The organism is Allobosea sp. NPDC055594 (assembly GCF_053618995.1).
Genome location: NZ_JBSHIO010000001.1, coordinates 533,322 through 559,775, shown reverse-complemented (window position 1 = coordinate 559,775; position 26,454 = coordinate 533,322). Strand labels below are relative to the sequence as shown.

Annotated in this window: 23 protein-coding genes; 17 read left to right on the top strand and 6 right to left on the bottom strand. The window is 67.0% G+C overall.

Features of this window, described 5'->3' with window-relative positions; genetic code table 11:
• Positions 1-369: 369 nt before the first annotated feature.
• The 3 genes from ACWGRX_RS02605 (at position 370) to pyrH (ending at position 3,282) form a co-directional block, all read left to right on the top strand.
• Entirely contained in the window at positions 370-1,374 is a 1,005-nt protein-coding gene (locus tag ACWGRX_RS02605) for a 30S ribosomal protein S2 (RefSeq protein WP_452116301.1), read from the top strand.
• 169 nt (positions 1,375-1,543) lie between these two features.
• Complete coding sequence (tsf, locus tag ACWGRX_RS02600) at positions 1,544-2,467, top strand: translation elongation factor Ts (RefSeq protein WP_452116300.1); 924 nt, start codon at positions 1,544-1,546, stop codon at positions 2,465-2,467.
• 107 nt (positions 2,468-2,574) lie between these two features.
• Positions 2,575-3,282: a UMP kinase gene (gene pyrH / locus ACWGRX_RS02595; RefSeq protein ID WP_291641997.1), complete on the top strand. Its 708-nt coding sequence runs from the start codon at positions 2,575-2,577 to the stop codon at positions 3,280-3,282.
• 24 nt (positions 3,283-3,306) lie between these two features.
• On the opposite strand, the gene ACWGRX_RS02590 is transcribed toward pyrH, so the two are convergent.
• On the bottom strand, positions 3,307-3,720 hold the full coding sequence (locus ACWGRX_RS02590; protein WP_452116299.1) for a VOC family protein: 414 nt from the start codon (positions 3,718-3,720) through the stop codon (positions 3,307-3,309).
• Between the two features lie 266 nt (positions 3,721-3,986).
• Between ACWGRX_RS02590 and frr the strand changes: the two genes are divergently transcribed.
• The 12 genes from frr to lexA all read left to right on the top strand — a co-directional run bounded on the left by frr (position 3,987) and on the right by lexA (position 16,970).
• The gene (gene frr / locus ACWGRX_RS02585; RefSeq protein ID WP_291642002.1) at positions 3,987-4,550 is read left to right on the top strand and encodes a ribosome recycling factor; all 564 of its coding nucleotides are present in this window, start codon (positions 3,987-3,989) and stop codon (positions 4,548-4,550) included.
• A gap of 57 nt (positions 4,551-4,607) precedes the next feature.
• Positions 4,608-5,375 (top strand): isoprenyl transferase, encoded by a 768-nt coding sequence (locus tag ACWGRX_RS02580; RefSeq protein ID WP_452116298.1) that lies wholly within the window; start codon positions 4,608-4,610, stop codon positions 5,373-5,375.
• Complete coding sequence (locus tag ACWGRX_RS02575) at positions 5,372-6,199, top strand: phosphatidate cytidylyltransferase (RefSeq protein WP_452116297.1); 828 nt, start codon at positions 5,372-5,374, stop codon at positions 6,197-6,199. The genes ACWGRX_RS02580 and ACWGRX_RS02575 overlap by 4 nt, the downstream gene beginning before the upstream one ends.
• Positions 6,200-6,204: 5 nt before the next feature.
• Complete coding sequence (gene dxr / locus ACWGRX_RS02570) at positions 6,205-7,386, top strand: 1-deoxy-D-xylulose-5-phosphate reductoisomerase (RefSeq protein WP_452116296.1); 1,182 nt, start codon at positions 6,205-6,207, stop codon at positions 7,384-7,386.
• Positions 7,387-7,409: 23 nt separating this feature from the next.
• Positions 7,410-8,558 (top strand): RIP metalloprotease RseP, encoded by a 1,149-nt coding sequence (gene rseP, locus ACWGRX_RS02565; RefSeq protein ID WP_452116295.1) that lies wholly within the window; start codon positions 7,410-7,412, stop codon positions 8,556-8,558.
• A gap of 334 nt (positions 8,559-8,892) precedes the next feature.
• Positions 8,893-11,388, top strand: a complete 2,496-nt coding sequence (bamA, locus tag ACWGRX_RS02560) for an outer membrane protein assembly factor BamA (RefSeq protein ID WP_452116505.1) — start codon at positions 8,893-8,895, stop codon at positions 11,386-11,388.
• Between the two features lie 46 nt (positions 11,389-11,434).
• Positions 11,435-12,499, top strand: a complete 1,065-nt coding sequence (gene lpxD, locus ACWGRX_RS02555) for a UDP-3-O-(3-hydroxymyristoyl)glucosamine N-acyltransferase (protein ID WP_291645355.1) — start codon at positions 11,435-11,437, stop codon at positions 12,497-12,499.
• Positions 12,500-12,588: 89 nt separating this feature from the next.
• The gene (gene fabZ, locus ACWGRX_RS02550; protein ID WP_291640535.1) at positions 12,589-13,047 is read left to right on the top strand and encodes a 3-hydroxyacyl-ACP dehydratase FabZ; all 459 of its coding nucleotides are present in this window, start codon (positions 12,589-12,591) and stop codon (positions 13,045-13,047) included.
• A 64-nt stretch (positions 13,048-13,111) separates the two neighbouring features.
• The gene (gene lpxA / locus ACWGRX_RS02545; RefSeq protein WP_291640533.1) at positions 13,112-13,921 is read left to right on the top strand and encodes an acyl-ACP--UDP-N-acetylglucosamine O-acyltransferase; all 810 of its coding nucleotides are present in this window, start codon (positions 13,112-13,114) and stop codon (positions 13,919-13,921) included.
• Positions 13,918-14,787, top strand: coding sequence for an LpxI family protein (locus tag ACWGRX_RS02540; RefSeq protein ID WP_452116294.1), 870 nt, complete (start codon positions 13,918-13,920; stop codon positions 14,785-14,787). Before lpxA ends, ACWGRX_RS02540 begins: the two co-directional genes overlap by 4 nt.
• Positions 14,784-15,962, top strand: coding sequence for a lipid-A-disaccharide synthase (lpxB, locus tag ACWGRX_RS02535; RefSeq protein WP_452116293.1), 1,179 nt, complete (start codon positions 14,784-14,786; stop codon positions 15,960-15,962). Before ACWGRX_RS02540 ends, lpxB begins: the two co-directional genes overlap by 4 nt.
• A 276-nt stretch (positions 15,963-16,238) precedes the next feature.
• Positions 16,239-16,970 (top strand): transcriptional repressor LexA, encoded by a 732-nt coding sequence (lexA, locus tag ACWGRX_RS02530; RefSeq protein WP_452116292.1) that lies wholly within the window; start codon positions 16,239-16,241, stop codon positions 16,968-16,970.
• On the opposite strand, the gene ACWGRX_RS02525 is transcribed toward lexA, so the two are convergent.
• Positions 16,964-19,150, bottom strand: a complete 2,187-nt coding sequence (locus ACWGRX_RS02525; protein ID WP_452116291.1) for a ComEC/Rec2 family competence protein — start codon at positions 19,148-19,150, stop codon at positions 16,964-16,966. The two genes, lexA and ACWGRX_RS02525, sit on opposite strands and share 7 nt — an antisense overlap.
• 249 nt (positions 19,151-19,399) lie before the next feature.
• Here ACWGRX_RS02525 and gltX point away from each other — a divergent pair, with 249 nt between their 5' ends.
• Positions 19,400-20,818 (top strand): glutamate--tRNA ligase, encoded by a 1,419-nt coding sequence (gene gltX, locus ACWGRX_RS02520; RefSeq protein WP_452116290.1) that lies wholly within the window; start codon positions 19,400-19,402, stop codon positions 20,816-20,818.
• Between the two features lie 310 nt (positions 20,819-21,128).
• Entirely contained in the window at positions 21,129-22,418 is a 1,290-nt protein-coding gene (gene gltA / locus ACWGRX_RS02515) for a citrate synthase (protein ID WP_291640521.1), read from the top strand.
• A gap of 504 nt (positions 22,419-22,922) precedes the next feature.
• Here the strand turns inward: gltA and ACWGRX_RS02510 are convergent.
• The 4 genes from ACWGRX_RS02510 to trpD are packed head-to-tail and all read right to left on the bottom strand — an operon-like array spanning position 22,923 to position 26,449.
• Positions 22,923-24,134 carry a molybdopterin molybdotransferase MoeA gene (locus ACWGRX_RS02510; protein WP_452116289.1) on the bottom strand — a complete coding sequence of 404 codons (1,212 nt, stop codon included), beginning with the start codon at positions 24,132-24,134 and terminating at the stop codon, positions 22,923-22,925.
• A complete protein-coding gene (moaC, locus tag ACWGRX_RS02505; RefSeq protein WP_291645362.1) occupies positions 24,131-24,619 on the bottom strand; it encodes a cyclic pyranopterin monophosphate synthase MoaC in 489 nt (162 codons plus the stop codon). Before moaC ends, ACWGRX_RS02510 begins: the two co-directional genes overlap by 4 nt.
• Positions 24,616-25,428, bottom strand: coding sequence for an indole-3-glycerol phosphate synthase TrpC (trpC, locus tag ACWGRX_RS02500; RefSeq protein WP_452116288.1), 813 nt, complete (start codon positions 25,426-25,428; stop codon positions 24,616-24,618). Before trpC ends, moaC begins: the two co-directional genes overlap by 4 nt.
• A gap of 7 nt (positions 25,429-25,435) precedes the next feature.
• Positions 25,436-26,449 (bottom strand): anthranilate phosphoribosyltransferase, encoded by a 1,014-nt coding sequence (trpD, locus tag ACWGRX_RS02495; protein WP_452116287.1) that lies wholly within the window; start codon positions 26,447-26,449, stop codon positions 25,436-25,438.
• Between the last annotated feature and the right edge of the window lie 5 nt (positions 26,450-26,454).

Here is a 26,454-nt window from a genome sequence, read left to right as displayed (position 1 = left end):
CTCTCGCTGCCCCCGATGAGCGGACGGCAGCCCACCTTGCGGACAATGGAGCGGTCGGCCATTGTCGAATTTCTGTATATTCATAAAAAATATAAACAATATCAATATATTGATAGATGGTATTGACTATTCAGTTTATCGATTGATGTCCTGTAATCGGTTGGCTGAACGCCCTGTCTCTGTCTCTTTCTCCATGTCGACCGAACCGTTCCGGCCTGGCTGCGCCTTGCAATTGCGCGGAGTCCGCTGTAAGGCGCAGGCCATTCCACATGGGGAGCATCACCTCGGCATCCGAGGCGTTCCGGTGACCGGCCAGCCCATGGCCGGCTCATTCGCTCCCCAGAGGCTCAACCGGAAGGACAAGACACCATGGCTCTGCCCGATTTCTCCATGCGCCAGCTGCTCGAGGCCGGCGCTCACTTCGGCCACCAGGCTCACCGCTGGAACCCGAAGATGTCGCCCTATATCTACGGGACGCGCAACAACATCCACATTCTCGACCTGTCGCAGTCGGTGCCGATGCTCTCGCGCGCCCTCCAGGCGGTCAGCGACACTGTCGCGCGTGGTGGTCGCGTGCTTTTCGTCGGCACCAAGCGCCAGGCCCAGGACGCCATTGCCGACGCCGCCAAGCGTTCGGCCCAGTACTATGTCAACTCCCGCTGGCTCGGCGGCATGCTGACCAACTGGAAGACCATTTCGGCCTCGATCCAGCGCCTGCGCAAGGTCGATGAGCTGCTGAACGGCAGCGGCACCGGTCTGACCAAGAAGGAGCGCCTGATGCTGGCTCGCGAGCGTGACAAGCTCGAGAAGGCGCTCGGCGGCATCAAGGACATGGGCGGCACGCCCGACATGATCTTCGTGATCGACACCAACAAGGAGCAGCTGGCGATCAAGGAGGCTCAGCGCCTCGGCATCCCGGTCGCCGCCATCGTCGACTCGAACTCCGATCCGGACGGCATCACCTTCCCGGTTCCGGCCAATGACGACGCCGGCCGCGCCATCCAGCTCTATTGCGACCTGATCGCCCGTTCGGCCATCGACGGCATCTCGCGCGCCTCGGGCGACCACGGCATCGACCTCGGCGCCGCCGAGGCCCCGATCGTCGAGACCGCTCTCACCGATTCGGCCGTCGACGCCGCCCCGGCCTTCGAGCTGCTGACCGCGCCGCGCGGCGCTCCGGACGATTTCATGAAGCTCTCTGGCATGGGCCCGGAGATCGTGCAGAAGCTCAATGATGGCGGCATCTTCCACTTCTGGCAGCTCGCTGCCATGAGCCCGGCCGATGTCAGCAAGGTCGATCACGATCTGAAGCTCGCCGGCCGCATCGAGAGCCAGGGCTGGGTTGCCCAGGCGCGCGATCTCGCCGACGCCTGATTTTTTTTGGGATGGCGGCACGTCATCGGCGCGTCGCACTTCCACACTGACTAGAGCCGAAGCAGCGCCGGCGGCCGGAAACGGAGCGTCGGCGTTTGCCGATCGGAACCAGAACCAGAATTGCGGCACGCCATCGGGCGACGCCGCCAAGACAGCAAGGACGACGCAAATGGCTGCGATCACCGCCGGCATGGTGAAGGAACTCCGCGACAAGACGGGCGCGGGCATGATGGACTGCAAGGCCGCGCTCTCGGCCACCGACGGCAACATGGAAGCCGCCATCGACTGGCTGCGCGCCAAGGGCCTGTCCAAGGCCGCCAAGAAGGCCGGCCGCGTCGCCGCCGAGGGTCTCGTCGCCGTCGTCGTGCGCGGCACGAGCGGCGTCGTGGTCGAGGTCAACTCGGAGACCGACTTCGTCGCCCGCAACCTCGAATTCCAGGCGCTGGCCCGCACCATCGCCGATGTCGCGCTCGAGCGCGGCGGCGATGTCGAGGCACTGGCCGGCCATCACTATCCGGGCGGCGGCACGGTCGCCGACGCGATCGCCAACGCCATCGCCACCATCGGCGAGAACATGACGCTGCGCCGTGTCGCTCAGGTCTCGGTTTCGGCCGGCACCATCGGTTCCTATGTCCATGGCGCGGTCACCGACGGTCTCGGCAAGATCGGCGTCATCGTCGGTCTGGAAACGACCGGTCAGGGCGACGATCTTGCCGCGCTCGGCCGCCAGGTCGCCATGCACATCGCCGCCAGCAACCCGGTCGCGCTCGACCTCGCCTCGGTCGACCCCGCCGTGCTGGAGCGCGAGAAGGGCATCCTGGCCGAGAAGAACGCCGGCAAGCCCGAGCACGTCCTCGCCAAGATCGTCGAGAGCGGCATGAAGAGCTACGCCAAGGAATACTGCCTGCTCGAGCAGGCCTATATCCATGACGGCTCCAAGTCGGTCGCCCAGGCGCTCAAGGAGGCCGAGGGCAAGGTCGGCGGCCCGATCAAGATCACCGGCTTCGCGCGTTTCGCGCTCGGTGAGGGCATCGAGAAGGAAGAGCAGGATTTCGCGGCCGAGGTCGCCGCCGCCGGCGGCACCGCCGGCTGAAAACCCGGTTGATAGAGAACAGAAAGGCCGCGCCTTGCGCGGCCTTTTTTGCAAGAAGCTGAGATCGCTCCGAATCCGAGAGTGGCAGCACGAAACGGAGAGCCCCGATGAGACCTAAACGCGTGCTTGTGAAGCTCTCGGGCGAAGCCCTGGCCGGCGCGACCGGAAATGGCCTCGACGGCGCGACGCTGACCGCGCTGGCGGCGGATATCTCGGCTGCGGCGCGCGAAGGCGTCGAGATCGGCATTGTCGTCGGCGGCGGCAATTTCTTCCGCGGCGTCCAGGGGCTGAACAAGGGCCTCGACCGCACTAGCGCCGACTCGATCGGCATGCTCGGTACGGTGATGAACGCGCTCGCGCTCGAACATGCGATCGAGACGGCCGGCGCGCCGGCCCGCGCCATGTCGGCGGTGCCGATGCCCTCGCTTTGCGAGAGCTATGCGCGCAAGCGGGCGCTCGACCATCTCAGCAATGGCAAGGTCGTGATTCTCGGCGGCGGTACCGGAAATCCCTATTTCACCACCGATACCGGCGCGGCGCTGCGCGCGGCCGAGCTCGATTGCAGCCATCTGCTGAAGGCGACGCAGGTCGACGGCGTCTACACCGCCGATCCGAAGACGGATCCGAATGCCGTGCGCTTTGATCGGCTAACCCATGTCGAGGCGATCACGCGCGATCTGAAGGTGATGGACACCGCCGCCTTCGCGCTCGCCCGCGATGCCGGGCTGACCATCGTCGTCTTCTCGATCGCTGAGCCCGGCATGCTGGCCGCGGTGCTGCGCGGTGAGGGCAGGGCGACCTACGTCACCCCCTGATCGCGCAGATATAGCGAGCACGCTTCAGTAGTTCGGCCACAGGCCGGGCGTCGCCAGCTCGAGCATGTGGCCGTCGGGATCGCGGAAATAGAGGCTTTTGCCGCCGCGCTCCCAGCTCATCCGCCCTTCGATCGCGATCCCCTGCTGCTGCAGCCGCTCGTCCCAAAGGGCGAGCTCGGCGGCCTCAACAGCGAAGCAGATATGCAGGGGGCCGTGTCCGTCATGCGGCGGGATGCTTCCCCCGGCGGAGGATTGCGTTCTGAGCGACTGGCCGCGCAGGAACAGCAGCAGCACGCTTTGGCCGCCGACGTCATAGGCGCACAAGGTGCCCGTCTCGAGCATCGGTGCCAGGCCGAGCTTGCCTTCATAGAAGTCACGGGCGCGTCCGAGGTCGTCGACATAGAGCGCGGTTTCGATGATGCGGCTGAGGCGGGGCACGGGCTCGCTCCTCGGTGGTTCGCGACAAAAGGGCCGATGGACTAGCGCTGCTGTCCAGATCGGCTATGAAGCAAAGGGCGGCTTGCTTGCCGCCGCAAGGCTTCGCGGGCGGGTGTAGTACCGGCCTTGGCGAGGCTCCTGTCCAGTTTGCTCCGGCAAGATGCCGCCGAGGCACGAAATCCTTGACCCTGTGCGAGCCGCTCGCCATGGTCGCGCGCATTTCCGGTTCGGTCCTTTGCCGGGTTTCGACAAGGTTTTTGAAGACGATGGCCCAAACCACTTTCGATCTCGCCGATCTGAACCGCCGCATGGACGGCGCCGTCCAGTCCTTCAAGAGCGATCTCGCTTCGCTGCGCACCGGTCGCGCCTCGGCCAATGTGCTCGATCCGATCACGGTCGAGGCTTACGGCGCGCGTACGCCGCTGAGCCAGCTCGCCACCGTTAGCGTGCCGGAGGCGCGCCTGCTTTCCGTGCAGGTCTGGGATCGCAGCATGGTCCAGGCGGTGGAGAAGGCGATCCGGGAATCCGATCTCGGGCTCAACCCGCAGACGGAAGGACAGGTGCTGCGCATCCGCATCCCCGAATTGAACGAGCAGCGCCGCAAGGAGATGGTCAAGGTCGCGCATAAATATGCCGAAGAGGCCAAGATCGCCGTCCGCCATGTCCGCCGCGACGGAATCGATCTGCTCAAGAAGCTCGAAAAGGACGGTCACCTGCCCAAGGACGACGTGACGCGCCAGTCCGACCAGGTGCAGAAGGCGACCGACAAGCATATCGGCGAGATCGATCAGGCGCTGGCGTCGAAGGAAAAGGAAATCCTGCAGGTCTGAGTTTCGGCGCAGGGCGGCAATCATCGACGGACGGGCACGGCCCGAAGAGGCATAGGAATGTCAGACGGCCCGCGCCCGCTATCGCCCGGCATCGAATCAGCCCCGGCCCATGTCGCGATCATCATGGACGGCAATGGGCGCTGGGCGCAGATGCGTGGCCTGCCGCGGCAGGAAGGCCACCGCCGCGGGCTCGAGGCCTTGCGGCGCACCGTCCGCAATGCCGGCGATCTCGGGATCCGGGTCCTCACCCTCTATTCGTTCTCGACCGAGAATTGGCGCAGGCCGAAGGCGGAGGTGTCCTTCCTGCTCGGCCTGCTGCGCCGCTTCGTCGAGAACGATCTCGCCGAGCTGCATGAGGCCGGCGTACGTGTCCGCATCATCGGCAGCCGGGCCGATCTCGCGCCGGATCTGCGCCTGCTGATCGAGCGTGCCGAGAGCATGACCGCCGGCAATCAGGGGCTGACCCTGGTGGTCGCCTTCAATTACGGCTCACGCGACGAGCTCGCCCGCGCCGCCCGCGCGCTCGCCGCCGATGCCGCCGCCGGCCGGCTGGATCCGCAGGCGATCGACGAGGATATGCTGGCCGCCAGGCTCGACACCGTCGGCTTGCCCGAGCCGGATCTGGTGATCAGGACGTCCGGCGAGACGCGCATCTCGAATTTTCTGCTCTGGCAGGCGGCCTATGCCGAGTTCGTCTTCACCCCGGTGCTCTGGCCGGATTTCGACCGCAAGGCCCTCGATGAGGCCGTGGCCGAGTTCCATCGCCGTGAACGTCGCTTCGGTGGCGTCACCGAGCCGACCGCCTGCAATGTGGGGGTCGCGTGAGTGAGCGCTCCGGCGACACCGTGAAGGGCGTCGCGTCCGAGCTGCGCCTGCGCGTACTGTCCGCGCTGGTGCTGGCCGCCATCGTCTTGTCCGTGACGCTGCTGGGCGGGCCGGTCTTTCGCCTCGTCTGGGTGCTGGTCGCCGGCGTGGTCGCCTATGAATGGCTCGCCATCGTCGGTGCGCGCAATCCGATCGCCGGCGGCGTCGGCGTGGTGCTCGCCGGTTTCGCGCTCGGCTTCGCGCCGCTGAGCGATCCGGCCCTGGCGGGCGTCTCGGCGGTGCTGGCGTTTGCCGGCGCGGTCACGACCATGCGTGTCGAGGATCGGCGTGCGCTGGAGGCCTGCGGCGTCGCCTATGCGCTGTGCTTTGCCCTGGTGACGCCGGCGCTGCGCCAGGTGCCGGAAATCGGGTTGTTCCTGATCGGCTGGACCTTCGCCGTGGTCTGGTTCACCGATATCGCCGCCTATTTCACCGGCCGGGCCCTTGGTGGCCCGAAACTGATGCCCAGCGTCAGCCCGAAGAAGACCTGGTCGGGCGCTCTAGGCGGCGCGCTGGCCGGCACGGCCGGAGGCATGGCGGTGTGGGCTTTGATGCCCGTGACGGCCGGTCTGGGCTTCGGCGTCGTTCTGGCGAGTTCGCTGGCTGCTTCTGTCGTCAGCCAGGCCGGCGATCTGTTCGAATCGGCGATCAAGCGGCGCTTCGGTACCAAGGATTCGAGCCGGCTGATCCCGGGTCATGGCGGGTTCCTCGATCGCCTCGACGGCTATTGGGCGGTGCTGGTCTTCGCGGGCATGCTGCTTTATCTGGCCCGCCTGGGGCACTGATCGCCATGCGCCGTCACGTCACCATTCTCGGAGCGACCGGCTCCGTCGGCCGTTCGGCCCGCGAGGTCATCGCCGAGAATCCGGAACGTCTTGCTGTCGCCGGGGTGGTCTCCGGCCGCGACGTCGCCGGTCTTGCCCGGGTCGCGCGCGAAAGCGGCGCAAGCTTCGCCGCCATCGCCGATGAGGGCCGGGCCGGGGAACTGCGCGATGCGCTCGCCGGCAGCGGCATCCGCCATGGCGCGGGGCGCTCGGCGGTGCTCGATGCGGTCGCGCTCGATAGCGATATCGTCGTCAGCGCGATCTCGGGAGCAGCCGGCCTCGAGGCGACCTTCGCCTCGCTTCTGCCCGGACGCCTGGTGGCGCTGGCCAACAAGGAGAGCCTGGTCTGCGCAGGTGCGGCGGTGATGGCGCAGGCGTCCAGGCTCGGAGCGCGGATCCTGCCGCTCGATTCCGAGCACAACGCCCTGTTTCAGGTGCTCGGCGATGAACCGATATCGGCTGTCCGCTCGATGACCCTGACCGCGTCGGGCGGGCCTTTCCGGACCTGGTCGGCCGAGCGGATCGCCGCAGCGACCCCTGAGCAGGCGCTCGCTCATCCGAATTATGCGATGGGCGCCAAGATCACGATCGATTCCGCCAGCATGATGAACAAGGGGCTCGAACTGATCGAGGCCCGCTTCCTGTTCGGGCTCGGCGCGGATCAGGTCGATGTCCTGGTCCACCCGCAGCAGATCGTGCACGGGCTGGTGAATTTCCGCGATGGCTCGGTGAGCGCCGGCATGGCTATTCCCGACATGCGCGTGGCCGCGGCCCATTGTCTCGGTGTCGACGACCGGCTCGATGCGCCCGCAGATCGCTTTCTCGATCTCGCGAACTGTGCACCGCTCGCCTTCGAACGCCCTGATCTCGCCCGCTTTCCCGCGCTTGCTCTCGCCATGGCAGCCTTGGCGCAAGGCGGCGCCGCGCCGGCGGTTCTGAACGCTGCGAACGAGGTCGCGGTGGCGGCGTTTCTGGCGCGGCAGATTCCGTTCTGGGCGATTCCGGCCCTGGTCGAAGCCGTCTGCGAGCACGCCGGCGGTGCGCGGGGCGCGGCTCCGGAGAGCGTCGCCGCCGCGCTCGATATTGACCAAGAAGCCAGAATCCGGGCGCGGGCGCTCTTGTCGGAGGGCCGCTTCGCTGTCACCTAATGACGGCAAGTCGGGAGAGTTTTATGGATATTCTGGGATCGGTCTGGCACGCGGGGGGCTTTCTGCTCGGCTACCTCGTGCCCTTCCTGTTCGTCCTGACCATCGTCGTGTTCGTCCATGAGCTCGGCCATTTCCTGGTCGGTCGCTGGTGTGGCGTCGACGTCAAGACCTTCTCAATCGGCTTCGGGAGGGAGCTCTTCGGCTTCAATGACCGCCATGGCACGCGCTGGCGCTTCGCGCTGATCCCGCTGGGCGGCTACGTCAAGTTCTCGGGCGATGCCGATGCCTCGAGCACGCCGGACGGCGAGGCGGTGGCCAGCATGAGCCCCGAGGAGCGCGCGCGCTCCTTCCCGGCGCAGTCGGTCGGCGAGCGCACGGCGATCGTCGCCGCCGGGCCGATCGCGAATTTCCTGCTGGCGATCGCGATCTTCGCCGGCACCGCCTACGCCTTCGGCAAGCCCGTGCTCGCGCCGCGCATTGAGGTCGTCACGCCGGGCGGAGCGGCAGAGCGTGCCGGAATCAAGGCCGGTGACCTCATCCGCAAGGTGGACGATCGCGAGGTCAAAAGCTTCGGCGACCTCCAGCGTCTGATTTCCATCCGCCCGGGCGAGACATTGCCGCTGACCCTTGAGCGGGACGGGGCGACCATGCTCCTGACCGTGACGCCTGATCTCGTCGAGACCGCCTCGGCCTTGGGCAAGCAGCGCCTCGGCATCATCGGCGTGCAGGCTGCGTCGAAGCCGAGCGACTGGACCACGCAGCATTTCACTCTGCTTGAATCGCTGAGGCTCGGGGTGAGCGAAACCTGGTTCGTGGTCGAGCGGACCTATGACTACATCGCCAAGCTCATCAAGGGTAAGGAGTCGACCGACCAGCTTTCCGGACCGATCCGGATCGCCCAGGTTTCCGGAATGGTCGCATCGAGCGGTGGCCTGCTCGCGCTGATCAACCTGGCCGCGATTCTCTCGGTCTCGATCGGATTGATGAACCTGTTCCCGGTGCCGATGCTGGATGGCGGCCATCTGATGTTCTACGCGGTCGAGGCCGTGCGCGGCCGGCCTCTGAGCGAAAGGGCGCAGGAGATCGGCTTCCGGGTCGGCCTCGGCTTGGTGCTGATGCTGATGCTGTTCGTGACCTGGAACGACCTCGTCCACGTCCGCTCGTTGCTCTGAGCGACGGCCGTTAACGGAACGCGCCGAATCCGACCTTTCCGGTTGTGATATCCCTGCCACGCTGCCGCGCCGGATTATGGCATTTTCTAGCCGTTTCCGGTCGCGGGGCCCGATTTTCCCGGGGGCTGCGCGTGACCTGACGGCAACGAACGGCGTAAAAACACTTTGTTAACGACAATGCTGGTTTGCGTCCCGCGGGAAACTTTGTAGAAGCGTTTGGTCTTCAATGTCGCCTCGCTCCCGTTGTTCGCGGGGGTCCCCTTGCGGGGGTGGGTGACCCAAGAATGGAATAGGCGACCCGATGACGTCGACGCTTCAGAGCCGGTCCTTGAGAATGCGGCTCTCTCGATCAGTCGGACTTTCGGCCTTTATGCTGGCCGTAAGCGGTGGCGTGGTGTTTGCGCAGGCCGTGATTGTCCAAGGAAACAGGCGCGTCGATGCGGAGACGATCCGCTCCTACGTGACCGCGCAGGGTTCCGGGAACCCGGCGGAGATTCGTCAGAATCTCCTCTCCACCGGACTCTTCTCCAATGTTCAGGTCAGCCGCCGCGGCTCGCAGACCGTCGTCTCCGTCCAGGAGAACGACTCGATCAACCGCGTCGCCTTCGAGGGTAACCGTCGCCTGAAGAGCGATGTCCTGCTCGGCCAGGTCCAGTCCAAGGCCAATGGCCCGATGAGCCAGGCGCTGATCGACGCCGACGTCGAGCGCCTCAAGGAAGTCTACCGTCGTGCCGGCTATGGCTCCGCGACCATTTCCGGCCGCATCCAGCCGCTGCCGAACGGCCGTTCGGACGTCGTTTTCACCATCGTCGAGAGCGGCAAGACCGGCATCAAGGAGATCAATTTCTCCGGCAACGGCGTGTATTCGTCGTCGCGCCTGCGCAATCTGATGACCTCGACGGAATCCAATTTCCTCAGCTTCATCAAGACCTCGGACGTTTATGATCCGGACCGGGTCGCCGCCGACCTCGAATTGATCCGCCGCTACTACCTGAAGAACGGCTATGCCGATTTCAGGATCGTGGCGAACGATGCGCGCTTCGACGACGCTAAGGGCGGCTGGGTGATCGACATCACCGTCGACGAGGGGCAGCAGTACCGCGTCGGCAACGTCTCGGTGGATTCCCATCTACGTGACGTCGATCCGGCTGCGCTGCAGCGGCTGGTCAGCACCTCGTCCGGCGACACCTACAATGCCGAGGCGGTTGAGCGTTCGCTGGTCAACCTGACGACCGAGGTTTCGCGCCGCGGTTACGCCTTTGCCCAGGTTCGTCCGCGTGGTGAGCGGGATGCCAACGGCCAGCTGATCGGTATCACCTATGTCGTCGAAGAAGGTCCGCGCGTCTATGTCGAGCGGATCAACGTGCGCGGCAACACCCGGACCCGCGACTATGTCGTGCGCCGCGAGCTCGATCTCGGCGAAGGCGACGCCTACAACAAGGTCTTCATCGACCGCGCCGAGCGTCGTCTCAACAATCTCGGCTTCTTCAACAAGGTCCGTATCACCAACGAGCCGGGCAGCGCGCCCGATCGCGTGGTCGTCAACATCGACGTCGAGGACAAGGCGACCGGCTCGTTCTCGATTGCCGGCGGCTATTCGACCTCGGACGGCATGATCGGCGAGGTCTCGCTGTCGGAATCGAACTTCCTCGGCCGTGGCCAGTATGTCCGTATCGCCGGCACCATGGGCCAGCGGACGCAGGGCATCGATTTCTCGTTCACCGAGCCCTATTTCCTCGGCCGCCGCATCGCGGCGGGCTTCGATCTGTTCTCGAAGTTCAACGACAACTACAATATCGGCCGTTTCGAGAGCCGTGTGACGGGCGGGCAGGTGCGCTTCTCCTTCCCGATCACGGAGGAGTTCTCGATCACGCCGCGCTACTCGATCTATACGACCGAGATCAAGATTCCGAACACGGCCAGCCGTCCCTACAACGACTGTACCTATCCGATCGACGGGATCACGCCCGGTACGCCGAGCGGCCCGACGGCCAACAATATCTATAACTGCTTGACCAATGGCGAAGCGTCGATCGCGGTGAAGGAAGCCGCCGGCACGACCCTGACCTCTCTGGTCGGCCTCAACTTCAACTATAACTCGCTCGACAACTATCAGAGCCCGCGCAACGGCTTCGTGGCCGAGATCAAGCCGGAATTTGCCGGTGTCGGCGGCGACTCGAAGTTCCTCCGCGTCAGCGCCGATGCGCGCTACTACAAGGAGTTCCTCGAGGACTTCGTCGGTATCGTGCGCGTCCAGGGCGGTCACGTCCAGGCGACCGGCGACAATCTGCGCATGATGGACCACTACTTCCTCGGTCCGTCGCTGGTGCGCGGCTTTGCGCCGTCGGGCATCGGTCCGCGCGACGTGCTCAACGACCCGACGGCCAACGCGCTCGGCGGCACCACCTATTTCGGTGGCTCGCTCGAGGTGCAGTTCCCGATCTTCGGCCTGCCGCGTGATCTTGGCCTGAAGGGCGCGGTCTTCGCCGATGCGGGCACGCTGTTCGATTATGATGGCGGCTCGAAGGGGATCACCAACCCGGGCTTCCTCGGTTGCCCGAACGGATCCGAGGCGCGGCAGTTCAACGTCGTGACCAACTCGGCCTATCAGAACAACGTGGCCTGCGTGCGCGACAAGAACGTGATCCGCTCCTCGGTCGGCGTCAGCTTGCTCTGGCAGTCGCCGCTGGGCCCGATCCGCTTCGACTACGCCTACGCCTTGTCGAAGGATGACGGCCAGTGGGGCACCAACCCCATTACCGGCATCTCCGGCAAATATGGTGGCGACCGTCTGCAGGCCTTCCGCTTCTCCGGCGGCGCCCGCTTCTGACATTCCCCCAGCAGGGCGCCTCGCGCGCCCTGCGACGGACCATCTCATGGCAGATCCCAGTTTCTTTCCCGTGGCGACCTCGTTGTCCTTCAACGAGGTCGCTTCGCTTTGCGGCGTCAACCTGCCCGAAGGGGCCGACCCGGCGCGACGTATCGAGGGGGCGGCCCCGCTCGAGACCGCCGGCGCCAGCGATGCCGCCTATATGGACAACCCGAAATATGTCGCGGCGCTCGCCAGCACCTCGGCCGGGATCTGCTTCGTCTCGCCGCGCTTCGCCGATCGCGTGCCGGCCGGCACCGTCGCATTGGTGACGCCGGCGCCCTATCACGCCTTCGCCAGGCTGCTCGCGACCTTCCATCCGCAGGCGCTGCGGCCGGGCTCGATGTTCGGCGCCGCCGGAGTCGCGCCGGGTGCATTCGTGCATGCCACGGCGCGGTTGGAGGCCAATGTCACCGTCGATCCCGGCGCCGTGATCGGGCCTGGTGCCGAGATCGGTGCCGGCAGTATCATCGGCCCCCATGCGGTAATCGGGGCGCAGGTCCGGATCGGCCGGGATTGCAGCATCGGTGCCGGTAGCAGCCTGCAATGCGCGCTCGTCGGCAACCGCGTCATCATTCATCCCGGGGCACGGATCGGCCAGGACGGTTTCGGCTTCGCCATGAGCCCGAAGGGGCACATGAAGGTGCCGCAGGTCGGCCGGGTCATCATCCAGGATGATGTCGAAATCGGCGCCAACAGCTGCATCGACCGTGGCGCCAGCCGCGACACCGTGATCGGCGAAGGCACCAAGATCGATAACCTCGTCCAGATCGGCCATAACTGCGTCATCGGCCGCCATTGCGTCATCGTCTCGCAGGTCGGCATCGCCGGCTCGAGCACGCTGGAGGATTTCGTCGTGCTGGGCGGGCAGGTCGGCCTTGCCGGCCATCTGACCGTCGGCATGGGCGCGCAGGTGGCGGCTCAGAGCGGCGTCGCGGGCGATGTTCCGCGCGGCGCGCGCTATGGCGGCTATCCGGCCCAGCCGGCTTTGAGCTGGGCGCGGGAATCGGCGCTGCTCAAGCAGCTCGTAGCCAAACGTGGCAAGACGACGGGCAGCGGCGAAAGCGATTGATCTGCGGCCGGCTTCCGGCAGTGCAGCTTTCATGGCACAGAATGAGCGACCGGGGCACGGCCCGTAGGCGCTTGGGGAGAAGTATCACGATGACGGAAGCGGCGAAATCGCTCGGCGTGGCCGATATCCAGAAGATCATGGCCTGCATTCCGCATCGCTATCCTTTTCTGCTGGTCGACCGTGTCATCGAGATGGATGGCGATGCTTCCGGCATCGGCATCAAGAACGTCACCGTCAACGAGCCTCAGTTCACCGGCCATTTTCCCGGCCGTCCCGTCTTCCCCGGCGTGCTGATGATCGAGGCCATGGCCCAGACCGCTGGTGTGTTGGTGGTCAGCTCGCGCGGCGAGGACGAGGCTGCGGTCTCGACCGTGCTTTTCACCACGATCGACAAGGTCAAGTTCCGCAAGCCCGTCGTTCCCGGCGACAGCCTGCGCTTCCACCTCACCAAGATCGCGCGGAAGCGCAATATCTGGTTCTATCGCGGTGAGGCCAAGGTCGACGGTGTGCTCGTCGCCGAGGCCGAACTCTCCGCCATGGTGATGTGAGACGCGACGCAGTCTGATCCGCGCCGCCGCTTTCGACCGAACCCAAGTTCACAGGTCCCTTTACATGAGTGCCACGATCCACCCGATGTCGGTCGTCGACCCCGCTGCACGGCTGGGCGAGGGCGTCATCGTCGGCCCGTTCTGCACCGTCGGCCCGCAGGTCACGCTCGAAGACGGGGTCGAGCTGATCAGCCATGTCGCCGTCGCGGGCGTCACCAGCATCGGCGCCCGCACCAAGGTCTATCCCTTCGCCTCGATCGGCCATCCGCCGCAGGATCTGAAGTACAAGGGTGAGCCGTCGACCTTAACTATAGGCGCCGATTGCGTGATCCGCGAGGGTGTCACGATGAACCCCGGCACCGAGGGCGGTGGCATGAAGACCGTGATAGGCGATCGCGGCCTCTTCCTGGCCAATTCGCATGTCGGCCATGACTCGATCATCGGCAGCAACGTCATCTTCTCGAACAATGTGATGTGCGCCGGGCACGTCACGGTCGGCGATTTCGTCATCGTCAGCGGCGGCACCGGCCTGCATCAGTTCATCCGGGTCGGCGACCATGCCTTCATCGGCGGCGGCGCCGGGGTGATGCATGACGTCATCCCCTTCGGCATGGTGCGCGACAACCCGGCCCATCTGGCCGGTCTCAACCTGGTCGGCCTGAAGCGTCGCGGTTTCTCGCGCGAGCAGATCCATGAGCTGCGCCGCGCCTATCGCCTGCTGTTTGCCGATGAGGGCACCTTGTCGGAGCGGGTCGAGGACGTCGCCGGCGAGTTCGCCTCGCATCCGTTGATCCACGAGATCCTCGATTTCATCCGCAGCGGCGGCGAGCGGGCGATCTGCGTGCCGCACGACGTCAACGCACCGGACCGGTGACCCCGGGCTCGGCCGAAACGGCGGGTAGACGGGCCGGGCTGCGCCTGGCCATCCTGGCCGGTAGCGGCGAATACCCGCCCCATGTCGCCCGCAACGCGCTCGCGGCCGGGGCGGAGGTCTATGTCGCGGCGCTTTCGGGCGCGGCGAACATCGCCGATTTTCCCGGCTGCGAAGCGCAGGAATACCGGCTCGGCCAGCTCGGCCGCCTGCTCGGTGCGCTCAAGCGCCGCAACGTCACTGATATCGTGATGATCGGGGCGTTGCCGCGACCGAGTTTCGGTGCGCTGGCGCCAGAGCTCTCGACCCTGAAATACCTGCCGCATTTCGCGCGCGCCTTCCAGGGCGGCGATGACCATCTGCTTCGGGGGGTCGTGAGCTTCTTCGAGGGGCAGGGGTTCCGGGTCGGGAGCCCGGCGGAGATGGCCCCGGAGATCGTCGCGCCGCTCGGCGCTCTCGGGCGGATTGTCCCGACTCCAATTGCCCGCAGTGCCTTGCTACGCGGCTTCGACCTGCTGGCGGCATTGTCGCCCTTTGATATCGGCCAGGGCGCGGTCCTCGCCGATCATCGCGTGATCGCGGTCGAGGCGGCCGAGGGAACCGATGCCATGCTCGAGCGTGTCGCCGGACTGGTGAGGGCAGGGCGCCTCAAGCTGGCAAAGGGCGATGGTGTCCTCGTCAAGGCGCCGAAGCTCGGCCAGGACCTGCGCGTCGACATGCCCGCGATCGGGCCCGAGACCGTCGCGCGGCTCGCAGAAATCGGCCTGGCCGGAATTGCGGTGAAGGCCGGAGGTGTGCTCGTCGGCGATCGTGCCCGTCTGGCCGCGAGCGCCGATGCCGTGGGCATCTTCATCGAGGGCGTGCCTTGAGCACGCCGCCCTTCCGGCTTTTCGTCGTCGCTGGCGAGGCCTCTGGCGACGCGCTCGGTGCGCGTTTCGTGCAGCAGCTTCGCCACCGGCTTGCAGGGCGCCCGCTCGATCTGCGCGGCGTCGGAGGCGAGGTTCTGGCGGCGGAAGGCTTGGCGAGCATCTTCCCCCAGGAGGACATCGCGGTGATGGGCTTCGGCCCGGTCGTCGCCCGCCTGCCATTGCTGCTGCGTCGCATCTCTGACGCGGCGCAGGCTGCTGCCGCCTTCGCGCCCGATCTGATGCTGACGATCGACGCGCCTGACTTCAGCCTGCGCGTCGACAAGAAGCTGCGCCGGCTCAATCCTGCTGTGCCGATCGCGCACTGGGTCTGCCCGAGCGTCTGGGCCTGGCGCCAGGGCCGGGCGCGGCGCATGCGCCCGCATGTCGACAGGATCCTGGCGCTGCTGCCCTTCGAGCCGGAGGCGCTTGCGCGTCTCGGCGGACCCGACACGGTCTATGTCGGGCATCCGCTGATCGAGCGGCTAACGGAGCTGCGTCCCGGGCCGGATGAAGCCAGGGTTCGGGCCGACGCGCAGGAGCCGCTTATCCTCGTGCTGCCGGGTAGCCGTGGCTCCGAGATCCGCCACCTCATGCCCGCCTTCGGCGAGACGATTGCGCGTATCGCCCAGGCTCTGCCGCGGGCACGCTTCGTCTTGCCGGCCGTGCCGCGTCTGGTCGAAGCCATTACCGGGATCGTCGCAAGCTGGCCCGTGAAACCCGAGATCGTGACGGGGGAGGCGGCCAAGCTCGCGGCCTTCCGTCAGGCGCGCGCGGCACTCGCCGCCTCCGGAACGGTGACGCTCGAGCTCGCCCTGGCGCAGGTGCCGACCGTCGCCGCCTATCGTGGTGCCGGCTGGGAGGCGGCGCTGGCCCGCCGCCTGATCAAGCTGCCGACGGTCATCCTGCCGAACCTCATTCTCGGCGAGAACGTCGTTCCCGAGTTCATCCAGGACGATGTGACGCCGGACGCGCTGGCCCTGGCTCTCGCCGCGGTGATCGGCGACGGTGCGGCGCGCGACCGCCAGCTTGACGGTTTCGCCACGCTCGAGCACAGGATGCGCAGCGCCGGCCCGAGTCCGGCCGCCAATGCCGTCGATGCGGCGCTGGCGCTGCTGCGGCAGCAGCCGGCATCGTAGCGCGGGATCGCCGAATTCGCCGCGGATCGGCAGTCCGCGGCGGTCAAGCCCACTACCGCGACGGCCATCATCGTGCCCGGAATCGCCGGCCTGAGCTCTATCGCCGCTCCGTCTCTTCTTGCTGCCCTGTTCTCCGCAAAGCTTCGCGTGCAAGGAGAAGGACAGCTTTCGCGCCTTGCAAGACCGTGCTGAACCTCTCTTGCGGAACACATGGCGAACAGGTATGTTGTTCGTGCTTTGTTTCGATTCCGATGCGAAAGGCCGGGCGGCGAGATCATGCTGACACGCAAACAGTTCGAACTGCTTCGCTTCATCCATGAACGCCTGCGCGAATCCGGCGTCCCGCCCTCCTTCGACGAGATGAAGGATGCGCTCGACCTGCGCTCCAAATCCGGCATTCACCGGTTGATCATGGCGCTGGAGGAGCGCGGCTTCATTCGCCGGCTACCGAACCGCGCCCGGGCGCTCGAAGTCATCAAGATGCCGGACGGAATCGGCGGTGCGCCGGGGCAGCGCGCCCGTTTCAGCCCGTCCATCGTGCAGGGCGGGCTCGGCCAGACTCCGCCTGCCCCAGCCGCCAACCTCGCCAAGCCGCGCCCTGCCACCGCCGAGGAGAACGGACGCACGACCGTTTCAATCCCGGTGATGGGCCGAATCGCCGCTGGCACGCCGATCTCGGCGATCCAGGATCGCAGCTACAGCGTCTCCATGCCGGCCGACATGCTCGGCGGCGGCGAGCACTACGCGCTGGAGGTCCGCGGCGATTCGATGATCGAGGCCGGCATTCTCGACGGTGACACCGTCGTCATTCGCAAGCAGGACACCGCCAACACCGGCGACATCATCGTCGCCCTGATCGATGACGAGGAGGCGACGCTGAAGCGCCTGCGCAAGCGCGGCTCCTCGATTGCCCTGGAGGCCGCCAACCCGGCCTACGAGACCCGCGTGCTCGGCCCGGATCGCGTCAAGATCCAGGGTCGGCTCGTCAATCTGATGCGGCGCTACTGAAGCAAGCTGGTGTCCTCTGCCTGCTCCGCCGTTGCAGCGGCTGGCAGCGAGGTGGCAGGGGCGCGTCCCGGCTCCGGTGACGAAGGCGCGACGACGGGAGCAGGCCGGGCCCGGGTCCAGGGCCGCAGGCGCGTCGCGTCCTCGGCGGTGTAGGCGCGCCAGTTGCCGCCAGGCGAGGAGCCCAGCGCCGTCGCTCCGTCACGCGTGAGCGCAGCCCGATCGATCAGTCGGGCGGTGCAGCTGCCATTGGCATGGAGCGGCGTCACGACGAGATCGGCGCGCAGGCAATCCTCGACGATGGCGATGCGGTCGCGAGTGTAGGCGACTTTGCGGCCGTCCCTGAGGCGGATCACGCAGCCGCGCGCATCGCAGGCGGCGCCTTCTCGCAAGGCCGGATCGTCCGGGGAGCGGGAATCCCCGTCGGCATGGAGCCATTGCGCCAGGACGAAACGGCTCGGCTTGCCTGCGAGGACGAGCCGCCCTTCGGGGCCGCGTACCAGAATGCCGGAACCGTCGCGCTCGATCAGGATGTCCGGCCGCGTCGGGTCCGAGGCGAGCGCCAGACCGGCGCAGAGCGGCAATGCCGCCAGGTAGCGCAAGGCCGTCGTCCACAAGGTCAGCCAGAGCAGCGCCAGGGCGAACAGGGCGAGCGCCAGGGCGTCGAAGGCCGGCAGCACCACTGTCGAGCGCTCGATCCCGGCAACCCAGTGGGCGAGCCGCAGGACGAGGCCGGAGGCCCAGCCCATCAGGGCCCAGGCGGGCCAGTCGAGCCCGAAGGGATAGGCCAGCACGCCGAAGACCGCGGCCGGCATGACGATCAACGAGACGAAAGGCAAAGCGAGCGCGTTGCCGAGCAGGCCGAACGGGTTGAAGGTCTGGAAATGATAAACTCCGAAGGGTGCCGTCGCCGCCGTCGCCAGCAAGGTGGTGACGACGATGCCGACCGCGGAGAGCCAGAGCGGCCGCAAGGGCCAGGACCAGCTCGCAGCGGCCGGGTCGGGTGAGCGCTCCTGCCAGCGCTCGGCGAAGGCGATCAGCGCGGCGACCGCGCCGAAGGACATCTGGAAGCTCGGCCCGAGCAGCGCTTCGGGCTCTCGCAGCAGCACGATGATCGCGGCGAGAGCGAGATTGCGCATGCTGAGGGCCGGCCGGTCGACCAGGATGGCGCCGAGCATCACCAGGGTCATGATCAAGGAGCGGACCGTCGCGACCTCGGCGCCCGAGAAAACGCAATAGGCGGTGGCGCCGAACATGGCGGCGAGCGCAGCAAGCTTCTTGATCGGCCAGAAGAGCGTGAGGCCGGGCGACAGCGCCAGTAGCGCCCGCGCCAGCCAGAAGATCGTGCCGGCCGCCAGAACCATGTGCAGGCCGGAGATCGAGACGATGTGGTAGATGCCGGCGGCGCGCAGATCGTCATTGGTCGGCTCAGTGATCAGGCCGCGCTTGCCGGTGACCAGGGCGGCCGCCATCGCGCCCGCCTGCCCGCCGCCGATCGTGGCGATGCGCTCGGTCAGCGCATTGCGCGCCTGGTCGATGGTGATGCTCCAGGCGAGCTGCCGCGACGGCCGAGAAGGCGCCGGTGCCAGCGTGACCTTTCCGGCAATGCTGCCGACCGCCCCGATGCCGCGGAAGAAGGCGTCGCGGGCGAAGTCATAGCCGCCGGGACGCGCCGGTCCAGGCGGCGGCAGGAGCCGCGCGGTCGCCATGATGTGATCGCCGGGCTTCAAGGTCGTCGCGGTGGTGCTGACGCGGACGCGCCTTGGGCGCTGCTGCGGTTCGACGCCCGGCAGGGCGGTGACCAGGACGACCAGACGGACGCCCTTCTCGCGCTGCTCCAGCGTCTCGACGAAACCGGTGAGCTTGCCGACATGGAACCGGGAGAGCGCCGGTGCCGCGATGCTCGCCGCCCGCCAGGCTCCGGCGCCGAAGCCGGCAAAGAGTGCGCCTAGCGCGATGCAGACGAGCATGACGCGGCGCCTGTGGCGCAATAGCAGCGCGGCGAGCGCGGACAGGGCAAGGCCGGCCAGCGGCGCCGCCGGGCTCGGCTCGCGATCGGCGAGGAAATACAGGATGACGCCGAGCCCGAGCGGCACGGGAAACCAGTTGAAGAGACGCCGCCGCTCGATCTCGGTTTCGAGCATGGCGCGGAGCGGGGTGTACCAGTTCGACGGGCTCCACACCGGGCTCAGCGACAGCCGATACGCCCACCTTGCCCCGCCCCGCCAGGCGAGGGCGCGCGCGGAGGCCTTTCGGCGACGCCCGGGCGGTGCGGAAAGCATCGGCCTCCCTTTCGCCACCGGAACAGGAAGACGCTTAACGGCGGCCGCAAAGCCATGTTACAGCGACCGCGCCGGTTGTCAGCCCCGGCCGAGACCGCCCATGAGCCGGCTCTCGCCCTTCATCCGCCCGTTCCGTCGGAGTCCTTCTTCATGAGCGATGAGGTCGTCACGCGCTTTGCGCCGTCGCCTACCGGATTCCTCCATATCGGTGGCGCCCGCACCGCCCTGTTCAACTGGCTCTATGCCCGCCGCCATGGCGGCAAGATGCTGCTGCGCATCGAGGATACCGATCGCGAACGCTCGACCGACGCCGCCATCGCCGCGATTCTCGATGGCCTGTCCTGGCTCGGCCTCGATTGGGACGGGCAGACCGTCTACCAGTTTCAGCGTGCCGCCCGGCATCGCGAGGTCGCCGAGCAGATGCTCGCAGCCGGCAAGGCCTATTATTGCTATGCGACCCCGCAGGAACTCGACGAGATGCGCGAGAAGGCCAAGGCCGAGGGCCGGCCGATGCGCTATGACGGGCGCTGGCGCGACCGCGATCCGGCGACCGCACCGGCCGGCGTCAAGCCGGTCATTCGCCTGAAGGCCGAGCAGACCGGCGAGACCGTGGTCGAGGACGAGGTCCAGGGCCGCGTCGTCTGGCAGAACGAGAACCTCGACGATCTCGTCCTGCTGCGCTCGGACGGCAACCCGACCTATATGCTCGCCGTGGTCGTCGACGATCACGACATGGGCGTCACCCATATCATCCGCGGCGACGACCACCTGACCAATGCGGCGCGGCAGACGCAGATCTATCAGGCGATGGGCTGGAAGGTGCCGAGCATGTCGCACATCCCGCTGATCCATGGGCCGGACGGCGCAAAACTGTCGAAGCGCCACGGTGCGCTCGGCGTCGACGCCTATCGCGCCATGGGCTATCTGCCGATCGCACTGCGCAACTATCTGCTGCGTCTCGGCTGGAGCCATGGCGACCAGGAGATCTTCTCCCCCGAGGAGATGATCTCGCTGTTCAACCTGTCCTCGATCGGCCGCTCCCCGGCGCGGTTCGACTATGCCAAGCTGGAGAGCCTGAACGGGCTCTATATGCGCCAGTCGGAGGATCGCGAGCTGCTTGAAGCGCTGAAGGCGATCCTGCCCGAGATCGGTCCGGCCCGTGGACTGCCCGCCGAGCTCGACCCGGCGCTCGAACGCCGCTTCCTGGCGGCGATGCCCGGACTCAAGGAGCGGGCCAAGACTTTGGTCGAACTGCTGGACAGCGCCTTCTATCTCTATGCCCAGCGCCCGTTGGCCCTTGAGCCCAAGGCTGCGGCGCTGCTCGATGAGGCCGCGCGGGAGCGGATGCCGAAACTGGCAGAGAAGCTCGCGGCGCTGCCGGACTGGGCTCCCGCGGCGCTCGAAGCGGCCGTGCGGGAGTTCGCCGAGGCGAGTGCCGTCAAGCTCGGCCAGGTCGCGCAGCCGCTGCGGGCCGCGCTGACCGGGCGCACCACCTCTCCCGGCCTCTTCGACGTCATGGCGGTGCTGGGGCGCGAGGAAGCCCTGGCGCGGCTCTCCGACATCGCCTGAGCGGGTATGGCGGAGGCAGCAGTGCCGCAGTGCGGGATCGTACGGTCACCGCCATGTTTCTCGCTGTTGAACGCCTCTCGGAAATGGTCTAGCAACGCGGCGGGGCGGCTGCTCCCCAATGGAAGTAGCCGCGGCCAAAAACGCTTTAAAATCAGTCTGATGAACGCTTTTTCGCCGCAGCGGCATCCTCATATCCCGCCCTGGAGCCGGCATAGTGGAGCTTCGGGCGGCGCCTGATGACCAGTGATCGGTCGGAACGACATTCGGCCGCCGAGATGATTTGAGATCGAGCCTGAAAGGATCGGCATCCATGAGCGGAACCACGAGTCAGTTGAATGTCGACGGCAAGACCGTCGACATGCCGGTCAAATCTGGATCGATCGGGCCTTCGGTCATCGACATCAGCAAGCTCTACGCCCAGACCGGGATGTTCACCTACGATCCCGGCTTCACCTCGACCGCGAGCTGCGAGTCGCAGATCACCTATATCGACGGCGACGAGGGCGTTCTGCTCTATCGCGGCTACCCGATCGAGCAGCTCGCCGAGCATGGCGACTTCCTCGAGACCTGCTATCTGCTGCTCTATGGCGATCTGCCGACTGCGGCGCAGAAGGCCGATTTCGACTATCGCGTCACGCGCCACACCATGGTGCATGAGCAGATGGCCCGCTTCTTCCAGGGCTTCCGCCGCGATGCGCATCCGATGGCGGTTCTGGTCGCCTCGGTCGGCGCGATGTCGGCCTTCTATCACGACTCCACCGACATCTCGGACCCGCAGCAGCGCATGATCGCGTCGATGCGGATGATCGCCAAGATGCCGACGCTGGCAGCGATGGCCTACAAGTACACGATCGGCCAGCCCTTCGTGTATCCGCTGAACTCGCTCGACTACAGCTCGAACTTCCTGCGCATGTGCTTCGCCGTGCCGGCGGAGGACTACAAGGTCAATCCGGTGCTGTCGCGCGCGCTCGACCGGATCTTCATTCTGCACGCCGACCACGAGCAGAACGCCTCGACCTCGACCGTGCGCCTCGCCGGCTCCTCGGGCGCCAATCCCTTCGCCTGCATCGCCGCCGGCATCGCCTGCCTCTGGGGGCCCGCCCATGGCGGCGCCAACGAGGCCGCTCTCAAGATGCTCGAGGAGATCGGCACGGTCGAGAACATCCCGAAATACATCGCCAAGGCCAAGGACAAGAACGATCCGTTCCGCCTGATGGGCTTCGGGCACCGCGTCTACAAGAACTACGATCCGCGCGCCAAGATCATGCAGAAGACCACGCATGAGGTGCTGAACGAGCTCGGAATCAAGGACGATCCGCTGCTCGACGTCGCGATGGAGCTGGAGCGGATCGCTCTCTCCGACAGCTACTTCATCGAGAAGAAGCTCTATCCGAACATCGACTTCTATTCGGGCATCACGCTCAAGGCGATGGGCTTCCCGACCTCGATGTTCACCGCGCTGTTCGCGCTGGCGCGTGCCGTCGGCTGGATCGCGCAGTGGAAGGAGATGATCGAGGATCCGTCCCAGCGCATCGGCCGTCCGCGCCAGCTCTACACCGGCGCGCCGAAGCGCGACTACGCCCCGATCGGCCGGCGCTGATCGACACGCATCGCAATTGCCAGGGCCGCGACGGGCAACCGTCGCGGCCTTTTCCGTTCAGGCGTGGCCTGACCGCAGGACAGTGACATGGCCGAGTCTACCGGGCCGATGTGAACCCGCGGCGGGAAGATGTCTGGCGACGAGAAGCGTCCGGTCGAGTGACATGGGCGCTAATGGCTGAGGGAAGGAACCGAAAGCGCCGATGTCGGCTTCGACCGCGGCGACCGCACCGGCGAGGGGGCTATAGCCACGGACCGAAAAGTGGAATCCACTTTTCGGAAAACTCCGATGCGATAACAAAAAGGCCAGATCGTCCTAACCGCGTGCGGACGGACGCGCGGCGATCCAGCATTTCGGCCAGGTCGAGAGCGTTTCCACAAGCGCGAACCGGTTGCCTCAGCATCGACGGCCGAAACGTCGCGCCAACTGGACCCTCAAGGTCGTCTCGAACGACGAAGTCGTCTATGGCGGCATGCGCTATCTGCGCTGCCGCTGACCCGCCAGTCAGCGCAGCCGGATGATCCGGCAGGGATCGCCGGCCTTGGCCGGCTCGGCGAAGACCGGCCGGATGACCAGCGCCTCGGCCCGGGCGAGGTTCGCCAGCATCGAGGAATCCTGCTTGGGGAAGGGTTTCACCCGGCGCTCGCCGCCTTCCGTGACGAAGGCCGAGCGCAGATAGTCTTGGCGCTCGTCATTCGCCGGCAGGTCGACGGCGAGGATCGCAGGCTCGCCGCGGTCGCGCTCCGGCTCGGCCATGCCGAGCAGGGCCTCGATCAGCGGGGTGACGAAGAGGTGGCCGCAGACGATCGAGGAGACCGGATTGCCCGGCAGGCCGAGGGCGACCATTGGGCCGAGCCTTCCCATCATCATCGGCTTGCCCGGCCGCATCGCGATCTTCCAGAAGCCGAGATCCATGCCTTGCGCCTTGAGCGCGGCCTGGACGAGGTCATGTGCGCCGACGGAAGCGCCGCCGAGCGTGACCAGCACATCGGCATTCGCCGCCTTGGCCGCCTCGATGCGGGCCGCGAGGTCGGGATGGTTGTCGCGGGCGATGCCGAGATCGAGCGCCGTGCCGCCGGCCTGCTCGACCAGGGCGGCCAGCGCATAGCTGTTGGAGGCGACGATCTGGTCGGGGCCGACCGGCTCGCCCGGCAGGACGAGCTCGTCGCCGGTGGCGAGAATCGCGACCACGGGCTTACGACGCACCGGAAGCTCCGGATGCCCCATCGCGGCGGAGAGGCCGAGCGCAGCGCTGTCGAGCCGGCGGCCGGCCACGAGCAGAACCTCGCCGCTGCCGAAATCGAGCCCGGCGGCGCGCACGAACTGGCCCTTGCTCGCCGCCTTGGTGACCCGGATCACCGGGCCATCGACACCCTCTGCGTTCTCCTGGATCAGGATGGCGTCGGTGCCTTCCGGCAGCGGCGCGCCGGTGAAGATGCGGACCGCCTCGCCGGGAGCCACGGAGCCGGCAAAGCCGCGGCCGGCGGCGGATTCGCCAACCACCCGTAGCTCCTTGCCGGGTTGGAGATCATCAGCGCGGGCGGCATAGCCGTCCATCGCCGAATTGGCGAAGGGCGGCTGGGTGCGTAGCGCCGCGATATCGGCCGCCAGAACCCGGCCTGCGCAACGCGCCAGCGGCAGTATTTCCGTGCCGGTGGTTCCGGGAACGCTGTCGAGCAGCGCGCGCAGCGCGACGGCAACCGGTGTCAGGCTCATCTCTGCCCTTCCGCAACTTCATAGACGCCGGACTTGCCGCCGGATTTGTGGACGAGCTGGATCGCTTCGATACGCATGCCGCGATCGACCGCCTTGACCATGTCGTAGACCGTCAGGCAGGCGACGCTGACGGCGGTCAGCGCTTCCATCTCGACGCCGGTCTTGCCGGTGAGGCGCACCTCCGCCCGTACGCGCACGCCAGGCAGGGCCTCGTCGATGGAGAGATCGACCGCGATCTTGGTCAGCAGCAACGGGTGGCAGAGCGGGATCAGCTCGTGGGCGCGCTTCGCCGCCATGATGCCGGCGAGGCGCGCGGTGCCGAGCACGTCGCCCTTCTTGGCGTCGCCGGCACGCACGATCGCGAGCGTTTCCGCCTGCATCACGACGCTGCCCTCGGCGATCGCGGTTCGGGCAGTCTCCGCCTTGTCGCCGACATCGACCATATGGGCCTGGCCCTGGCTGTCGAGATGCGAAAGCCGGCTCACGCCGCCGCCTCCGCGCCCTTTCCGGTCAGCAGCTGGCGGGTCGCGCCGGCGACATCCTGCTGGCGCATCAGGCTCTCGCCGACCAGGAAGGTGTTGACGCCGCAGCCCTGCAGCCGGGTGATGTCGGCATGGCTGAAGATGCCGCTCTCGCCGACAAGATGCCGATCGGCCGGGACCAAAGGTGCCAGGCGTTCGGTCACGCTGAGGCTGACCTTGAAGCTGCGCAGGTCGCGGTTGTTGATGCCGACGAGGCGGGTGTCGAGCTTCAGCGCCCGCTCGAGCTCGGCTTCGTCATGGACCTCCGCCAGCACGGCCATGCCGAGTGCCTTGGCGGTTTCAGTCAGCTCGCGGGCCGCGGCATCGTCGACAGAGGCCATGATCACCAGGATGCAGTCGGCGCCCCAGCTACGCGCCTCAAAGACCTGATAGGGCTCGAACATGAAGTCCTTGCGCAGGCCCGGTAGGCCCGAAGCCTCGCGCGCCTGCGCGAGATACTCCGGCTGGCCCTGGAAGGAGGGGGTGTCGGTCAGCACCGAAAGGCAGGCGGCGCCGCCTTCGGCATAGGCCTTCGCCAGCGCCGGCGGGTCGAAATCCGGCCGGATCAGGCCCTTGGACGGGCTCGCCTTCTTGATCTCGGCGATCAGCGCCGGCAGCCCGGCCTTACGCTTGGCTTCGAGCGCGCCGAGGAAGTCGCGTGCCGGTGGCATGGCGGCGGCGCGGCCTTCGATCTCGGCCTGCGGCACGGCGCTGCGCGCTGTGGCGATCTCTTCGCGCTTATAGGCCTCGATCCGCTTCAGAATGTCCGACATGGCCGCCTCAGGCGTTCGAGCTGGCGACGAGCGTGGCGAGTACGCCCTTGGCCTTGCCGCTGTCGAGCGCCTGATAGGCTTGGGCCAGCCCGTCACCAAGCGTCGCGGCCTTGCCGGCGACGACCAGCGCCGCTGCGGCATTGAAGGCGGCGATGTCGCGGAAGGCGCTCTTCTGGCCGTCGAGCACGTCCTGCAGGGCCTTGGCGTTCTGCTCCGGCTCGCCGCCGCGCAGATCCTCGGGCTTGGCCCGGGCGATGCCGACATCCTCTGGGGAAATCGAAAAGCTCTCGATCTTGCCGTCCTTCAGCGCAACGACGCGGGTCGGGCCGGTGGTGGTGATCTCGTCGAGCCCGTCCGAGCCGTGCACGGCCCAGATCGATTGCGAGCCGAGCGAGGCGAGCACCTCGACCATCGGCTGGAGCCAGGTCTCGGAAAAGGCCCCGACCAGCTGCTTCTTGACCCCGGCCGGGTTGGAGAGCGGCCCGACCAGGTTGAAGATGGTGCGGGTGCCGAGCTCGGTACGCACCGGCGCGACATGCCGCATCGAGGCGTGATGGGCCGGCGCGAACATGAAGCCGACGCCGGCATCGCGGATGCTGCGCTCGATCCCCGCCGGCTCGAGCCCGACCTTGACGCCGAGCGCCGTCAGCACATCCGCCGCGCCGGAGCGCGAGGACGCCGCGCGGTTGCCGTGCTTGGCGACCGGCACGCCGCAGGCCGCGGTGATGATCGAGGCCAGGGTCGAGACATTGTAGGACCCCGACGCATCGCCGCCGGTGCCGACGATGTCGATCGCATCCGCGGGTGCGGAGACCGTGAGCATGCGGGCGCGCATGGCACTGACCGCGCCGGCGATCTCCTCGGTGCTCTCGCCGCGCACACGCAGCGCCATCAGGAAGGCGGCGGCCTGAGCATTGGTGACACCGCCCGAAAGCATGGTCTCGAAGGCGTCGCGGGCCTCCTCGCGGGAAAGCGAGGCACCGGTCGCGACCTTGGCGATGAAGGGCTTGAAGTCTTCCATGGGAA

Excerpts from the sequence above, each read along its gene's own strand:
- ACWGRX_RS02605 (WP_452116301.1), top strand. The coding sequence starts at position 370 with ATGGCTCTGCCCGATTTCTCCATGCGCCAGCTGCTCGAGGCCGGCGCT.
- tsf (WP_452116300.1), top strand. The coding sequence starts at position 1,544 with ATGGCTGCGATCACCGCCGGCATGGTGAAGGAACTCCGCGACAAGACG.
- pyrH (WP_291641997.1), top strand. The coding sequence starts at position 2,575 with ATGAGACCTAAACGCGTGCTTGTGAAGCTCTCGGGCGAAGCCCTGGCC.
- frr (WP_291642002.1), top strand. The coding sequence starts at position 3,987 with ATGGCCCAAACCACTTTCGATCTCGCCGATCTGAACCGCCGCATGGAC.
- ACWGRX_RS02580 (WP_452116298.1), top strand. The coding sequence starts at position 4,608 with ATGTCAGACGGCCCGCGCCCGCTATCGCCCGGCATCGAATCAGCCCCG.
- dxr (WP_452116296.1), top strand. The coding sequence starts at position 6,205 with ATGCGCCGTCACGTCACCATTCTCGGAGCGACCGGCTCCGTCGGCCGT.
- rseP (WP_452116295.1), top strand. The coding sequence starts at position 7,410 with ATGGATATTCTGGGATCGGTCTGGCACGCGGGGGGCTTTCTGCTCGGC.
- bamA (WP_452116505.1), top strand. The coding sequence starts at position 8,893 with ATGCGGCTCTCTCGATCAGTCGGACTTTCGGCCTTTATGCTGGCCGTA.
- lpxD (WP_291645355.1), top strand. The coding sequence starts at position 11,435 with ATGGCAGATCCCAGTTTCTTTCCCGTGGCGACCTCGTTGTCCTTCAAC.
- fabZ (WP_291640535.1), top strand. The coding sequence starts at position 12,589 with ATGACGGAAGCGGCGAAATCGCTCGGCGTGGCCGATATCCAGAAGATC.
- lpxA (WP_291640533.1), top strand. The coding sequence starts at position 13,112 with ATGAGTGCCACGATCCACCCGATGTCGGTCGTCGACCCCGCTGCACGG.
- lexA (WP_452116292.1), top strand. The coding sequence starts at position 16,239 with ATGCTGACACGCAAACAGTTCGAACTGCTTCGCTTCATCCATGAACGC.
- gltX (WP_452116290.1), top strand. The coding sequence starts at position 19,400 with ATGAGCGATGAGGTCGTCACGCGCTTTGCGCCGTCGCCTACCGGATTC.
- gltA (WP_291640521.1), top strand. The coding sequence starts at position 21,129 with ATGAGCGGAACCACGAGTCAGTTGAATGTCGACGGCAAGACCGTCGAC.
- ACWGRX_RS02510 (WP_452116289.1), bottom strand. The coding sequence starts at position 24,134 with ATGAGCCTGACACCGGTTGCCGTCGCGCTGCGCGCGCTGCTCGACAGC.
- trpC (WP_452116288.1), bottom strand. The coding sequence starts at position 25,428 with ATGTCGGACATTCTGAAGCGGATCGAGGCCTATAAGCGCGAAGAGATC.
- trpD (WP_452116287.1), bottom strand. The coding sequence starts at position 26,449 with ATGGAAGACTTCAAGCCCTTCATCGCCAAGGTCGCGACCGGTGCCTCG.